The organism is Peribacillus sp. NJ4 (assembly GCF_030348345.1).
Classification (GTDB): Bacteria; Bacillota; Bacilli; order Bacillales; family DSM-1321; genus Peribacillus.
The window spans coordinates 160,757-176,350 of record NZ_JAUCFQ010000006.1 but is presented as its reverse complement, the minus strand read 5'-3'; the positions used below and the strand labels follow the sequence as shown (position 1 = coordinate 176,350).

Sequence of the window (15,594 nt, the reverse complement as noted above, 5' to 3'; positions counted from 1 at the left end):
CACTCTGGATTTTTTGTATTAAGAAACTTGCTCTAGTTCTTTATCGGAAGGCGGGTTGAATTGACCTTCCCATTTAGAGATGACGATTGCTGCAAGTGAATTACCAATAACGTTTACTACTGTACGTCCCATATCAAGAATACGGTCGATACCAGCAATAAATGCTAGACCTTCAATAGGAATACCAACTGTTCCTAAAGTCGCTAAAAGAACTACGAAAGATACACCTGGTACGCCCGCAATCCCCTTAGAGGTGATCATTAACACTAGCATCAGCGTAATTTGCTCATACATACTTAAATCAATTCCGTACATTTGAGCGATGAAGATAGCTGCTAACGCTTGGTATAATGTAGAGCCATCAAGGTTAAAAGAGTATCCAGTCGGAATAACAAATGTAGCAATATGTTTCGGACATCCCGCTTTCTCCATTTTTTCCATGATTTTCGGAAGAACAGCTTCTGAACTTGCTGTAGAGAACGCAAGAATCAATTCTTCTTTTAGAAGTTTAATCAATTTAAAGATATTGAATCCTACAAATTTCGCAATAAGACCCAGAATGACAACTACAAAGAAAATCATTGTTCCATATACAGAAAGCGCTAACTTTCCTAACGGAATTAAAGATTCCAGACCGAACTTGGAGATGGTCACACCGATTAGTGCAAATACCCCGATTGGAGCGAATTTCATGACCATATTCGTTAGGTAAAACATTCCTTCAGCTGTACCTTGGAAGAAACGGAATACTGGTTTACCTTTTTCACCGATAGCCGCAATACTAAGTCCAAACAACACGGAGAAGAAAATGATCGCTAGCATATCGCCTTCTACCATAGCTTTAACCGGATTGGATGGCACAATGTGAACGATTGTATCTACGAACGATTCATGTTGCTTAGTTTCGGCTGTATCGACATAGGTAGAAATATCAGTTTGTTCTAGCTTGTCCATATTTACACCAACACCAGGCTGGATGATATTCGCTGAAATTAAACCAACAGCAATCGCAATCATAGTTACCACAACAAAGTATGATATTGATTTAGCGCCAAGTTTACCTACTGATTTTAAATCGCCTACACCTGCAACAGCAACGATAAGGCTTGAAACGATGATCGGCACTACAATCATTTTAATCATTCGTAGGAAAATGTCTCCGAATGGCTGTAAAAAGTTTTGGGCCGTCTCATTACCATAAAAAATGGCACCAACGATAATCCCTAAAATTAAACCAATGAAAATTTGGCTAGCTAAACTTAATTTGAATTTCTTCATTTACTTTCCTCACCTTCCATAAAGTCTTTGATGCAAAAACATTTTTGTCTCGGTAAGGGAAACAAGATACTAATAAAAGAAAGTAATTTTTCTTTTTTTGAAAAACTCTGTCTTTACGCCGAAAAAAAAGACACTTCATGTGTCGATTTCTTATTGGCGTGAATATTCACACATGTTCCCTTAAAGACGCTGACGAGGTTAGCTGTCGGGTTAGGAATTGGAAACACAAAGCCCTTTCATTTCTGAATTCACCCCTAGCGGATAAAATCCACAAAAATGGGTCCCCCGTTCTTGGAATAAGATTAAGCGAGTTAACTTATAATAAAATATTATACTAAAAACGTTAATCTGTAAATATTTATTCGCAATCATTCTTGAAATAAACCTCAAAATATGTCTGAATATTCTGTATTAATGAATATTGTACCTATAATTTCATTGCCTAATTTTTATACATATAAGTTATATGGATATAGAAATAGCAACTAATTTGACATCCTCTCTCCTGATGAAAGAAGCGGTTATTTTTCCAAAATGCCAAGTAACAGATATCTTACTTTTTCCCTAGAGCTGAATTTCTTATAAGTATTAGTTTTCACTTTTTCAAATTGAATTGGAGTAATAAAATAAGAATGGTTCTTCACTACCCTATTCGGTTCTAATAGGATGACGTCACCTACGGATGGTCCCTTTATGAGTTCTTGCTTTCCTTCTGCTTTAAGTCCTTTTGTGATGTAATGTTTATCCACAAAGCCTTTTTTAGTCAACTTGTAGACATGCGGCTGTTCTTTGTAATGGACTGCCTCTATAGGAATGGAGGGTACACCCGCTTTCTCATTGGTTATTACAGTAAGATTGACTTTGGATCCCACCAACAAAGGTTCGGTTTCTTCACCTTCAGGTTCGATTAAAGCCTGAAATGGAAATCTGTTATCTTTTTTTATGGACGGCTCTTCTGCTGGATAGGAATGGATACGGCCAATCTTCCCTTTCAAAGTCTTTTTTGAGTCAGAAGAACTTGCTTTTATAGTCATGCCCACTTCAGCCTTTTTCATCTCCTCTTCGGAGAAATCACCTTCAATTGCCATATTTGTCGAAATAATGGATATAATGGGATTATTCAGGTTTTTATTGATATTCTTAACTACACCATAAGCTTCACTGGTCGTTACAATCGCGCTGGACTGCTCCTCAATAGACCTTAATTTAGCATCAAGCATTTTAACTTTTTCATTCAAACTGTTTTTTTCGAGTTCCTGCTTGTACATTTCTTGCTCAATGTTACTTTTAATAAGGTCTGAAGAGCTTGTTGTTATATCGATATTCAAGTTTCTTTCCACCGATTCATCAATGACCGCTTTATCGGGATCACGGGTCAATGTCCCTTGATAAGACCTCAACTTCCCTAAGTATTGGTCAATCCCTACAATTTCTCCCTCAGCGGCAGCTTTCTCCGATTCTACATTCGCTTTAAGCGCATCAAGTTCGGTTGCCGTATACTCAAACAACGAGGAGCCAGCCGTTACCGCATCGCCTTCTTTTACAAGGAATTTCTTAAAATCATTCTTCTTGGTATCGAAATAGATATCATACTCTTCCAAAGGTTTAATTACACCATTCGTTTGAATGGTATCCGTAATTGTATCTTTTTTTACCATTGTCCAGTTTTCCACGAAAACAGTTCGTTCCACTTTGCTTTCCTTTTTTTCAATAAGGTATAAGTTAACGGTTATCAAAACAGTCGACGCAATAGAGACCGCTGCTATTTTCCATTTCCCGCTCATTCTTTTCACCCCGCCTTATACAAATACGCCCACTTGGATATATGCTAAAAAGGCTTTAACAAACCAAGTGGCCAGATAGAATAGAACAATCATTAAAAAGATCAAATAATTATTTCGTTCTGAAAATTCCTTTAAATAAAAATATTGCAGGGCAATAATAAGAAATTGAAAAATGGTGATTTCGCTGAAAAAGTGAATAAAGTAATCACTTCTGAGAAAATACTGACTGATGATTCCTAAAGAAAAAGGATTGGCATCGTTGCCTATATCCATTAATACGAATAGAGGAATCAATAATATTTTTTCCACCAATTGCAAACCAAAAATGATCATTTGAACGATGACTATTTTTATGTACGGAATATCCGTAACGATCCAAAAGAATAGAGCTGATAAAAATATGTATATGGAAGGGTGGATTATGCCTGCTATTATATTGCCGCTCAATATCAGCAACTTTCCTGCTTCAAATTCATTAACACCCATCTTCGTGATTTCTTTGGAAAATGATTCTGATCCAATGCCAAAATACCCCTCAATAGCAAATACTAAAAGACTAAGAAGATATAAAAATAGTAATTTCCAACCAAGTCGTGTGACTGCCTCTGCATTTTGCAGCTGATAACGACTCCGATTAGGCTCTAAAATGCCCTTTAACAATCTGACCTGGTACACCATATGTGTTCCTCCTGCAAAAAATGATATATCATTCTATATATTATCTTATTTTGGAAACAAATGCAGAAATAAGGAGTGATTGAAACAAAAAAAACACATAATCCTTACCCTTTATAATTAATCTCCCTCTAATTGGGAATTAATACCGATAAATGATGGTCAAGGACTTTAATTCGAGTAGGTGTTTGGCTATAGTTCTCTCCATCCATATCCACATCAAGTGGCCTCTTGGATTCAATAGTCAGGGTACTGGCCTGCACATATGTCACTCCAGCTTCCGAGCTCAGATTTTCTGTCCATGAACGTTTCATCGCTATTATTTCCAACAATGCACCAAGGTTTGCGTTTTCCAAGATGGCAACGCCAAAGAGCCCATCGTCTGGACTAACCATGGGAAACGGCAATAAATTAGTACCGATAAAACATCCATTCAAGACCAAAATCATAATTGCTTTCCCTTCAATTAAATGCCCATCATGTTCAAGTTTATAGGGAAAGGGGGCACTATCACCAATCGTCCTTACCGCACTTAATAAATACCCTATCTTTCCGAATCTGTTTTTTTCCTGCTCATCAATATTGCTTGAAGCTTCAGAAATAAGTCCAACTCCCCAAAAATTAGAAAAATAATCGTTATTGGCCTGCCCGATATCAATTGAACGAACCTTGCCATTTACTATTGCTTCTGCGGCTTGACGAACATTTTGAGGAATATTCAATGTTCTGGAGAAGTCATTGCAAGTCCCTCCAGGTAAAATCCCAAATAATGGCCGCTTCTCCAGCGGTGAAAGGCCGTTTACACACTCATGTACAGTTCCATCTCCTCCTAATACGAAAACTACATCCATGTCTTCACCATATTCCGAGCAAAATCGAGATGCATCGCCTTTTTCCTTCGTTTGTAGAATGAGGAACTCATCAATATGAGGAGCTATAACTGGAAGACATGCCTCAAGATTCCTTTCGAGTTTACCATTTCCAGCATTTATGTTATAAATCAGCATTCCCTTTTTCCATCTCATGATTTAGCCCCCATATTAATGAAAGAATTATCTTCTTCCTGCTACTTATACTTTTTCCTATACCCCCGCTTTTGAAACTCAATCATTATTAAATGGAAAAATACATATGGCTTGAAATCTAAGTCATATCAAAAGTAAAAAGAGGCTATACGCCCCTTTTCAGTAAAGCCTTCATATATTCGTCAAATATTCCTTCATCGTCAAGATAAGCTTTGTACACAAGTGACTTCTCTTTTCATTTTTTTCCAAAAATAACAAAAGACTTTCCAAGATAATGGGACTTGGCCTAACTTTCGAAAACTCTTCTTGGATTGCCTTTAGAGCTTCCGTATTTTTATTTGTTTCCATTCCCTCTTCTTTACGTGTTTCCACTTCAAGCATCCTGCTTATGATTGAATGGATTTCCTCTTTTGGGCTCAAATCCGTCAGTGAGCATCCGTGTAAGGGAAATTGTTTCAATAATGGATCATCCATGATTTGCATGCTTGCGATAATCGAATCCATCCGGTTCAAAATGAATTTAGGTAACAATTCCACTTCGAAAGCATTTTTTTTCCTGATTAATATTCCAATATATCCTTTGAAAAGTGAATCTAACATTATTGTGCAATCCGGTAGAAGGTCAGCCGAAAGTCCCGGGTATAACTCAATGATTTTACGCTTGAACCAAATCATGCCCTCTTCATGGATATAATGTAAAAATCTATCTAGTTCTTTGCTGATATGAATCATTTGTTCCTGCATCATCATTTTGATTAAGTTGGTATTTCCCGTCACATGCTCAATGTGAACAGTGATTTGCCTTAAAAACTTATCTTTACTTGATAATGAAGCATCCAGCTCAAGGTCAAGTAAAGAGTCCGTCAACGCTTCATAATAATATTTAAAAATGGAGACTAATAATTCTTCCTTCGATTTAAAATAATTATAAAAAGACCCCTTTGCTATCCCACATTTTTCAGCAATTTCCTGAACGGATGTAGCATGATAGCCTTTCTCCGCGAAAAGCTCTACAGACTTATCTATAATCATCTTATGTTTTTCATTCATCAAATTCATCCTATCTCTTAAAGATTGTTCACTTATGACCGCTCAGTCATTTCCTCCAAATTGTATCCCAAAACCCTTGGAATCACAACGATAAAACTCACGAATATTATCTGTTGCATTCATAATCCATATACTATATATTTGAGTTTATGACCGACTAGTCACAATTTTAAGTATGGAGGGTACAAGTTTGAATTCAATAATTAAATTTTCCTTAAAGAATAAATTGGCAATCTGGTTACTTACGATCATCATCGTTGCAGCGGGTTTATACTCCGGTTTAAACATGAAACAAGAAACCATTCCAAACATCTCGACTCCTTTAATAAGCATCTCCACTGTATACCCCGGAGCTGCACCTGAAGAAGTAGCAGATAAACTCACAGACCAGATAGAGCAGAAAGTCACGAATTTATCAGGAGTCGAATTAGTCAGTTCGTCTTCCATGGCTAATGTGTCTTCCATCCAATTACAATACGATTATGATACTAATATGGATGACGCTGTAAAAGAAGTTAAAGAAGCATTAGAGAAATTAGAACTGCCTGAAGGAGTGGATGACCCAAGCGTATCCAAATTGGAATTAAACGCTTTTCCTGTTGTTGCACTTAGTGTAACAGATAAGGAGTCGGATTTACCTGCCCTTACTAAAAATGTCGAAGAAGTGTTAGTACCTAAACTTGAAGGAGTTGACGGCGTAACATCCGTATCAATTTCCGGACAACAAGTAAATGAAGGCAGTCTTATATTCGATCAAGAAAAGATGGCTCAATACGGGCTCGATGAAGAGACCGTAAAGAAGGTTATCCAGGCCGCAAACGTCAACATGCCACTTGGTATATATAACTTTGATGATAAAGAAAAAACGATCGTTGTGGATGGAAACATCTCCACATTAAAAGACTTGAAAAATATAAAGATACCTTTAACGGGTGGCTCTAAAGCAGGAACGCCAACACAAACGGTACCTGAAACCAATCAATTATCTCCTGAAATGGCACCGGCTACTGCCCAACTGCAAAATGTCAAATTATCAGACATTGCCGATGTTAAAATCACAGGTAAGGCTGAATCGATATCAAGAACAAATGGTAGCGAATCGATTGGAATCCAGGTTACAAGATCGCCTGATGCCGATACAGTTGCGATCGTTGACGAAGTAAATAAAGAAGTTTCGAATTTCAAAGAAGAATTTAAAGGCGTAAGTGTACATACTACGCTTGATCAAGCCAAACCGATCAAAGATTCTGTTGAAACCATGATCAGCAAGGCACTCTTCGGCTGTCTGTTTGCCGTCATTGTTATCATGTTGTTCCTTAGGAACTTTAAAACGACTCTCATTTCCGTCATTTCGATTCCACTATCCCTGTTAGCAGCCCTTTTGGTGCTCAAACAAATGGATATTTCATTGAATGTCATGACACTGGGGGCCATGACCGTTGCCATTGGCCGAGTCGTCGATGACTCCATTGTCGTCATTGAAAATATTTACAGGAGAATGGCTTTAAAAGGCGAACAATTAACAGGCGGCGAATTAATACGATCAGCCACTAAGGAAATGTTCATCCCTATCCTTTCATCGACAATCGTTACTGTAGCCGTATACCTGCCTTTAGCAAGCGTTACAGGACCTGTCGGGGAACTATTCATGCCATTCGCCTTAACAATGGTGTTTGCATTAGTCGCTTCATTAATAATCGCCATCACACTTGTTCCAGCCATGGCAGACTCATTATTTAAAAAGGGACTATCTAAAAAGGAATTAAAATCACATGAAGAAAAACCAAGTAAACTATCGGTATTCTACCGAAAAGCACTGGATTGGTCATTAAACCATAAGTTAATCACTTTCGGTACTGCCATTGTATTATTGGTCGGGAGCTTATTCCTAATTCCAAGCATCGGTGTCAGCTTCATGCCTGCAGATGAAGAAAAAACGATTATCGTTACTTACACCCCAGCACCTGGTGAATTAAAAGAGGATATTGAAAAGCAAACAGAAAAAGTAGAAAAATATTTCATGGATAAAGATGATGTGAAGACCGTTCAATACACACTAGGGGAAAACATGATGGGCGGCATGATGGGTGGATCGAGTAACTCAGCTCTCCTCTATGTACTCTACGATGAAGACACCGAAGATTTCGGGGACAAAAAAGAAAAGGTCATAAAAGATTTAACTGACCTTGATTCACCTGGAACATGGAAACAACAAGAATTCACGTCAACAGCAAGCAACGAAACCACTCTATTTGTTTACGGAAATACACAAAAAGACATTGAACCGGTAATCGATGATATTCAAAATATCATGAAGAAAAATAAAGATTTAAAAGATGTTGATACAAGTCTTTCCGATGCTTATGAGCAATATACTCTAGTTGCAGATCAGGAAAAGCTAAGTGATCTCGGACTGACAGCTGCACAAATTGGTATGTCCATTGCTAATGCGAATAAAGATGATGCTTTAACTACAATTAAGAAAGATGGAGAAGAAGTCAAAGTATATGTTGAAACGGAAAAAACGACATTCGAAGATAAAAAAGATCTAGAAAATACGAAAATTCCTTCTCCAATGGGAATGGAAATCCCATTGAAAGAGCTTGTGAAAATCGAAGAGGGCAAAGCGTCCGATACAATTAGCCGTCGCGATGGAAAAATTTATGCCGACGTGTCTGCAACAATCAAATCGGATGATGTAGCAGCAGTAACAGCTGAAGTACAAAAGGAAGTTGACAAATTAGACCTACCTGCAAGCGTCTCTGTAGACTACGGCGGAGTAACGGAAGATATCCAAGAGTCATTCACTCAACTTGGAATCGCTATGTTAGCAGCCATTGCTATCGTTTACTTTGTCCTAGTCGTTACTTTCCATGGTGGTTTAGCGCCAATAGCCATTCTTTTCTCATTACCATTCACGGTAATTGGGGCATTGGCAGGCCTATTCGTTGCAGGTGAGACCATTAGCGTTTCCGCAATGATGGGTGTCCTGATGCTTATTGGTATCGTCGTAACCAATGCCATCGTATTGGTCGACCGCGTTATCAAAAATGAAGAATCAGGCTTATCTACCCGGGAAGCTTTACTCGAAGCAGGAACCACCCGCCTACGTCCAATCCTGATGACTGCCCTAGCCACAATCGGCGCTTTAATACCATTGGCCATCGGTGCAGAAGGCAGTGGATTAATATCACAGGGTCTTGGAATTACCGTCATCGGCGGACTGGTGAGTTCTACATTGCTAACACTTGTAATAGTACCTGTTGTATATGAAGTTATCATGAAAAAAGGTAAAAAGAAGAAAAAAACAAGTAAATAAAGAAGAAACAGAAAGAGGGCATCCCTTTATGGGGATGCCCTTTCTGCTCGCAATCCAACAAGAATACCTTGAACCTTTCTTTCCACATTCATTTTCATTATCTTATTAAATACAACTTCCTTAAGCTCATAATGCTTCTGGGACTCTTTAGACGGGCTTCAATTCCTTCTTTAACCCTACCCCGCCTGATAAGGCAAAACTGTCCCATTCGTCATTTCCAAGGAAATTCATTTGTTTTTAACACCATATTTTTATATAAACAAAAAAAGGAAAGAACTAGCCTTCCTTTTTAATTTCTATAGTTTAGTGTTTGGTGAAGGTCTGGTCGATTGCATTTTCCAGATCCAGCGATTTTTCTTTTAAATAACGCTTTGTTACGTTTAAATCTTTATGACCGGCAAGCTTGGATATCGTTTGTATATCTATTCCATTATCCACTAACCTTTGGCAAAAGGTATGGCGAAGTTTATGAGGATGCACATTGTATTTTTTTAATATATATTGAACTGACCTCGGAGTGATCCTTTGATTATAACTTGAGATGAATAACGGATCTGCCTTTTCTTTTAAAGAATAAAGATAATTTTTCACATGTTGTATAGACGATAGTGTAAGGGGAACGGATCTATCGATTTCACCTTTTGCGTTCCTGACAAGTATATAATTTCGCTCTGTTTCCATGATGACGTCCCGACCATTTAAGTCACATAATTCAGATACACGGATACCAGTATGTAACAAAAGGTAGACGATGGCAATGTTCCTTAGATTTCCTTCTGCTTCTATATCTCTTAACAGGATTTGCTGCTCTTTCATGCTTAAAGTTTCAGGTACCTCAAGCTTGTGCTCTTTAACCTTACGTTCCACAGAAAGCATTACTTGTGGTTTACCTAAAAATTTAAAGAAAACATTTAGAGCGATATAGTGTTTTTCGATTGTCCCTGGACTTTTCTTGCAATTTTCTAAATAATCAAGATAATCCTGAACATCTTCAGAATGAATCTCCATCAATATCTTTTGTGTCTGGTCACAAAACTGTGAAAGGACACCAGTATACGTTTTGATCGTATTAGCTGATTTACCTTGGTCTCTCAACCATTCAGCAAACGAAAAAATCATTTCATCTTTAGCAGAGGTATCCATCGGCTATTCCCCCAATGACAGTTTCAGAACTACGTTAAGTTTAACATATATCCCTACAGAAACGAAGAATTCTGTCCCTTTGTCTTAAACAGATATGGATTATACAGATAGAAAGTAGAAATTATTTGGTTATAAATAATAGGGATGCATTTATAGTATGTTCTACCATATTTACTATCCATATACTATATTACTTTCTTTATGCTCTTTACGGGTCTCTACCTATTAACAGTTTAAATAATATGATACTGAAGGAATAGCAACCGTAAAAAAGACCAGCCGGATGGCTGATCTTTAAAATGGCTTGGCGGCGTCCTACTCTCACAGGGGGAAACCCCCAACTACCATCGGCGCTGAAGAGCTTAACTGCCGTGTTCGGAATGGGAACGGGTGTGACCTCTTCGCTATCGCCACCAAACAATAAAGGAACGTTGTTCCTTCAAAACTAGATAATAAGAAGGTATTTCATTTTTTAAAAAGCGTTGGTTAAGTCCTCGATCTATTAGTATCAGTCAGCTCCACATGTCGCCACGCTTCCACCTCTGACCTATCAACCTGATCATCTTTCAGGGATCTTACTAGCTTGCGCCATGGGAAATCTCATCTTGAGGGGGGCTTCATGCTTAGATGCTTTCAGCACTTATCCCGTCCGCACGTAGCTACCCAGCTATGCCTTTGGCAAGACAACTGGTACACCAGCGGTGCGTCCATCCCGGTCCTCTCGTACTAAGGACAGCTCCTCTCAAATTTCCTGCGCCCGCGACGGATAGGGACCGAACTGTCTCACGACGTTCTGAACCCAGCTCGCGTACCGCTTTAATGGGCGAACAGCCCAACCCTTGGGACCGACTACAGCCCCAGGATGCGATGAGCCGACATCGAGGTGCCAAACCTCCCCGTCGATGTGGACTCTTGGGGGAGATAAGCCTGTTATCCCCGGGGTAGCTTTTATCCGTTGAGCGATGGCCCTTCCATGCGGAACCACCGGATCACTAAGCCCGACTTTCGTCCCTGCTCGACTTGTAGGTCTCGCAGTCAAGCTCCCTTGTGCCTTTACACTCTACGAATGATTTCCAACCATTCTGAGGGAACCTTTGGGCGCCTCCGTTACTCTTTAGGAGGCGACCGCCCCAGTCAAACTGCCCACCTGACACTGTCTCCCACCCCGATAAGGGGCGCGGGTTAGAATTTCAATACAGCCAGGGTAGTATCCCACCAACGCCTCCACCGAAGCTAGCGCTCCGGCTTCTCAGGCTCCTACCTATCCTGTACAAGCTGTACCAAAATTCAATATCAGGCTGCAGTAAAGCTCCACGGGGTCTTTCCGTCCTGTCGCGGGTAACCTGCATCTTCACAGGTACTATAATTTCACCGAGTCTCTCGTTGAGACAGTGCCCAGATCGTTACACCTTTCGTGCGGGTCGGAACTTACCCGACAAGGAATTTCGCTACCTTAGGACCGTTATAGTTACGGCCGCCGTTTACTGGGGCTTCGGTTCAAAGCTTCGCTTGCGCTAACCTCTCCCCTTAACCTTCCAGCACCGGGCAGGTGTCAGCCCCTATACTTCGCCTTGCGGCTTCGCAGAGACCTGTGTTTTTGCTAAACAGTCGCCTGGGCCTATTCACTGCGGCTTTTCCGGGCTATTCACCCTAAAAAGCACCCCTTCTCCCGAAGTTACGGGGTCATTTTGCCGAGTTCCTTAACGAGAGTTCTCTCGCACACCTTAGGATTCTCTCCTCGCCTACCTGTGTCGGTTTGCGGTACGGGCACCTTACATCTCACTAGAGGCTTTTCTTGGCAGCGTGGAATCAGGAACTTCGGTACTATATTTCCCTCGCCATCACAGCTCCGCCTTAATGGAAACGGGATTTGCCTCGTTTCCGGCCTAACTGCTTGGACGCGCATATCCAACAGCGCGCTTACCCTATCCTTCTGCGTCCCCCCATCGTTCAAACGATGTATAGGTGGTACAGGAATATCAACCTGTTGTCCATCGCCTACGCCTTTCGGCCTCGGCTTAGGTCCCGACTAACCCTGAGCGGACGAGCCTTCCTCAGGAAACCTTAGGCATTCGGTGGAAGGGATTCTCACCCTTCTTTCGCTACTCATACCGGCATTCTCACTTCTAAGCGCTCCACCAGTCCTTCCGGTCTGACTTCAACGCCCTTAGAACGCTCTCCTACCATCGACACCTAATGGTGTCAATCCACAGCTTCGGTGATACGTTTAGCCCCGGTACATTTTCGGCGCGGAGTCACTCGACCAGTGAGCTATTACGCACTCTTTAAATGGTGGCTGCTTCTGAGCCAACATCCTGGTTGTCTAAGCAACTCCACATCCTTTTCCACTTAACGTATACTTTGGGACCTTAGCTGGTGGTCTGGGCTGTTTCCCTTTCGACTACGGATCTTATCACTCGCAGTCTGACTCCCAAGAATAAGTATTTGGCATTCGGAGTTTGACTGAATTCGGTAACCCGTTGGGGGCCCCTAGTCCAATCAGTGCTCTACCTCCAATACTCTCATCTTGAGGCTAGCCCTAAAGCTATTTCGGAGAGAACCAGCTATCTCCAGGTTCGATTGGAATTTCTCCGCTACCCACACCTCATCCCCGCACTTTTCAACGTGCGTGGGTTCGGGCCTCCATTCAGTGTTACCTGAACTTCACCCTGGACATGGGTAGATCACCTGGTTTCGGGTCTACGACCTCATACTCATTCGCCCTATTCAGACTCGCTTTCGCTGCGGCTCCGTCTTATCAACTTAACCTCGCATGAAATCGTAACTCGCCGGTTCATTCTACAAAAGGCACGCCATTACCCATTAACGGGCTTTGACTACTTGTAGGCACACGGTTTCAGGATCTATTTCACTCCCCTTCCGGGGTGCTTTTCACCTTTCCCTCACGGTACTGGTTCACTATCGGTCACTAGGGAGTATTTAGCCTTGGGAGATGGTCCTCCCTGCTTCCGACGGGATTTCTCGTGTCCCGCCGTACTCAGGATCCACTCAGGAGGGAACGAAGTTTCAACTACAGGGTTTTTACCTTCTTTGACGGACCTTTCCAGATCACTTCATTTACCCCGTTCCTTTGTAACTCCATGTTGAGTGTCCTACAACCCCAAGAGGCAAGCCTCTTGGTTTGGGCTAATTCCGTTTCGCTCGCCGCTACTCAGGAAATCGCATTTGCTTTCTCTTCCTCCGGGTACTTAGATGTTTCAGTTCCCCGGGTCTGCCTTCAGTACCCTATGTATTCAGGTAAAGATACTGTTCCATTACGAACAGTGGGTTTCCCCATTCGGAAATCTCCGGATCAAAGCTTACTTACAGCTCCCCGAAGCATATCGGTGTTAGTCCCGTCCTTCATCGGCTCCTAGTGCCAAGGCATCCACCGTGCGCCCTTTCTAACTTAACCGTTAAAAAGATCTTACAGATGCTTTGAAAAAAATTAATTGCCTTCTATCTATTATCTAGTTTTCAAGGAACAAAGCAGAAAGAATCCATCACATCGTGATGTTTTTCTTCCCTATCTGAATGAATTACTCATTCAAAACTGAACAAAACAAAAGCGCTCTCGTAATTATCCTTAGAAAGGAGGTGATCCAGCCGCACCTTCCGATACGGCTACCTTGTTACGACTTCACCCCAATCATCTGTCCCACCTTAGGCGGCTGGCTCCATAAAGGTTACCTCACCGACTTCGGGTGTTACAAACTCTCGTGGTGTGACGGGCGGTGTGTACAAGGCCCGGGAACGTATTCACCGCGGCATGCTGATCCGCGATTACTAGCGATTCCGGCTTCATGTAGGCGAGTTGCAGCCTACAATCCGAACTGAGAATGGCTTTATGGGATTCGCTTACCTTCGCAGGTTTGCAGCCCTTTGTACCATCCATTGTAGCACGTGTGTAGCCCAGGTCATAAGGGGCATGATGATTTGACGTCATCCCCACCTTCCTCCGGTTTGTCACCGGCAGTCACCTTAGAGTGCCCAACTGAATGCTGGCAACTAAGATCAAGGGTTGCGCTCGTTGCGGGACTTAACCCAACATCTCACGACACGAGCTGACGACAACCATGCACCACCTGTCACTCTGTCCCCCGAAGGGGAAAGCCCTATCTCTAGGGTTGTCAGAGGATGTCAAGACCTGGTAAGGTTCTTCGCGTTGCTTCGAATTAAACCACATGCTCCACCGCTTGTGCGGGCCCCCGTCAATTCCTTTGAGTTTCAGCCTTGCGGCCGTACTCCCCAGGCGGAGTGCTTAATGCGTTAGCTGCAGCACTAAAGGGCGGAAACCCTCTAACACTTAGCACTCATCGTTTACGGCGTGGACTACCAGGGTATCTAATCCTGTTTGCTCCCCACGCTTTCGCGCCTCAGTGTCAGTTACAGACCAGAAAGTCGCCTTCGCCACTGGTGTTCCTCCAAATCTCTACGCATTTCACCGCTACACTTGGAATTCCACTTTCCTCTTCTGCACTCAAGTTCCCCAGTTTCCAATGACCCTCCACGGTTGAGCCGTGGGCTTTCACATCAGACTTAAGGAACCACCTGCGCGCGCTTTACGCCCAATAATTCCGGACAACGCTTGCCACCTACGTATTACCGCGGCTGCTGGCACGTAGTTAGCCGTGGCTTTCTGGTTAGGTACCGTCAAGGTACCAGCAGTTACTCTGGTACTTGTTCTTCCCTAACAACAGAACTTTACGACCCGAAGGCCTTCTTCGTTCACGCGGCGTTGCTCCGTCAGACTTTCGTCCATTGCGGAAGATTCCCTACTGCTGCCTCCCGTAGGAGTCTGGGCCGTGTCTCAGTCCCAGTGTGGCCGATCACCCTCTCAGGTCGGCTACGCATCGTCGCCTTGGTGAGCCATTACCTCACCAACTAGCTAATGCGCCGCGGGCCCATCTATAAGTGACAGCCGAAACCGTCTTTCCATCTTCTCTCATGCGAGAAAAGAACGTATCCGGTATTAGCTCCGGTTTCCCGAAGTTATCCCAGTCTTATAGGCAGGTTGCCCACGTGTTACTCACCCGTCCGCCGCTAATCTCAGGGAGCAAGCTCCCATCGATTCGCTCGACTTGCATGTATTAGGCACGCCGCCAGCGTTCGTCCTGAGCCAGGATCAAACTCTCCGAAGAAATGTTTGACTTGCTCATTTTGCTTTTTTGATAGTGTGTGCTCACTTAAAATTTAACGTTGGCGCTTTGTTTTGTTCAGTTTTCAAAGAGCAATTTCACAATCGTTCTTTCGAACGGCTTGTTTATTCATCATAACATCTTATTGATTAGTTGTCAACTTCTGCGAAGTTTTAAACTTA

At 42.1% G+C, this 15,594-nt stretch carries 7 protein-coding genes, 3 rRNA genes and 1 riboswitch; of the genes, 1 reads left to right on the top strand and 9 read right to left on the bottom strand.

From position 1 onward, the window contains the following. Nucleotides 1-18: 18 nt before the first annotated feature. From QUF94_RS26940 to QUF94_RS26920, 5 genes are all read right to left on the bottom strand, one after another. On the bottom strand, nt 19-1,278 hold the full coding sequence (locus QUF94_RS26940) for a cation:dicarboxylate symporter family transporter (protein WP_289318744.1): 1,260 nt from the start codon (nt 1,276-1,278) through the stop codon (nt 19-21). 172 nt (nt 1,279-1,450) lie between these two features. After that, nucleotides 1,451-1,597: riboswitch (cyclic di-AMP (ydaO/yuaA leader) on the bottom strand. A gap of 202 nt (nt 1,598-1,799) precedes the next feature. Continuing rightward, nucleotides 1,800-3,062, bottom strand: coding sequence for an efflux RND transporter periplasmic adaptor subunit (locus tag QUF94_RS26935; RefSeq protein WP_289318743.1), 1,263 nt, complete (start codon nt 3,060-3,062; stop codon nt 1,800-1,802). A 15-nt stretch (nt 3,063-3,077) separates the two neighbouring features. Further along, entirely contained in the window at nt 3,078-3,740 is a 663-nt protein-coding gene (locus QUF94_RS26930) for a hypothetical protein (protein ID WP_289318742.1), read from the bottom strand. 128 nt (nt 3,741-3,868) lie between these two features. Beyond that, complete coding sequence (locus QUF94_RS26925) at nt 3,869-4,762, bottom strand: diacylglycerol/lipid kinase family protein (protein ID WP_289318741.1); 894 nt, start codon at nt 4,760-4,762, stop codon at nt 3,869-3,871. Nucleotides 4,763-4,933: 171 nt separating this feature from the next. Next, the gene (locus QUF94_RS26920; RefSeq protein ID WP_289318740.1) at nt 4,934-5,812 is read right to left on the bottom strand and encodes a TetR/AcrR family transcriptional regulator; all 879 of its coding nucleotides are present in this window, start codon (nt 5,810-5,812) and stop codon (nt 4,934-4,936) included. Between the two features lie 190 nt (nt 5,813-6,002). On the opposite strand from QUF94_RS26920, the gene QUF94_RS26915 reads away from it, so the two are divergent. Next, on the top strand, nt 6,003-9,131 hold the full coding sequence (locus QUF94_RS26915; protein ID WP_289318739.1) for an efflux RND transporter permease subunit: 3,129 nt from the start codon (nt 6,003-6,005) through the stop codon (nt 9,129-9,131). A gap of 303 nt (nt 9,132-9,434) precedes the next feature. Here the strand turns inward: QUF94_RS26915 and QUF94_RS26910 are convergent, their stop codons facing one another. The 4 genes from QUF94_RS26910 to QUF94_RS26895 all read right to left on the bottom strand — a co-directional run bounded on the left by QUF94_RS26910 (nt 9,435) and on the right by QUF94_RS26895 (nt 15,415). Further along, a complete protein-coding gene (locus QUF94_RS26910; RefSeq protein ID WP_289318738.1) occupies nt 9,435-10,274 on the bottom strand; it encodes a tyrosine-type recombinase/integrase in 840 nt (279 codons plus the stop codon). A gap of 302 nt (nt 10,275-10,576) precedes the next feature. Then, nucleotides 10,577-10,692 (bottom strand): 5S ribosomal RNA (gene rrf, locus QUF94_RS26905). A gap of 64 nt (nt 10,693-10,756) precedes the next feature. Next, nucleotides 10,757-13,689, bottom strand: a 23S ribosomal RNA gene (locus QUF94_RS26900). A 175-nt stretch (nt 13,690-13,864) separates the two neighbouring features. Next, nucleotides 13,865-15,415: ribosomal RNA gene (locus tag QUF94_RS26895) — 16S ribosomal RNA — on the bottom strand. The 16S, 23S and 5S rRNA genes sit together here, the layout of an rRNA operon. Between the last annotated feature and the right edge of the window lie 179 nt (nt 15,416-15,594).

Bases quoted from the DNA above. Each gene is read 5' to 3' on its own strand.
- QUF94_RS26920 (WP_289318740.1), bottom strand. From the start codon at position 5,812: ATGAATGAAAAACATAAGATGATTATAGATAAGTCTGTAGAGCTTTTC.
- QUF94_RS26910 (WP_289318738.1), bottom strand. From the start codon at position 10,274: ATGGATACCTCTGCTAAAGATGAAATGATTTTTTCGTTTGCTGAATGG.
- QUF94_RS26925 (WP_289318741.1), bottom strand. From the start codon at position 4,762: ATGAGATGGAAAAAGGGAATGCTGATTTATAACATAAATGCTGGAAAT.
- QUF94_RS26940 (WP_289318744.1), bottom strand. From the start codon at position 1,278: ATGAAGAAATTCAAATTAAGTTTAGCTAGCCAAATTTTCATTGGTTTA.
- QUF94_RS26930 (WP_289318742.1), bottom strand. From the start codon at position 3,740: ATGGTGTACCAGGTCAGATTGTTAAAGGGCATTTTAGAGCCTAATCGG.
- QUF94_RS26935 (WP_289318743.1), bottom strand. From the start codon at position 3,062: ATGAGCGGGAAATGGAAAATAGCAGCGGTCTCTATTGCGTCGACTGTT.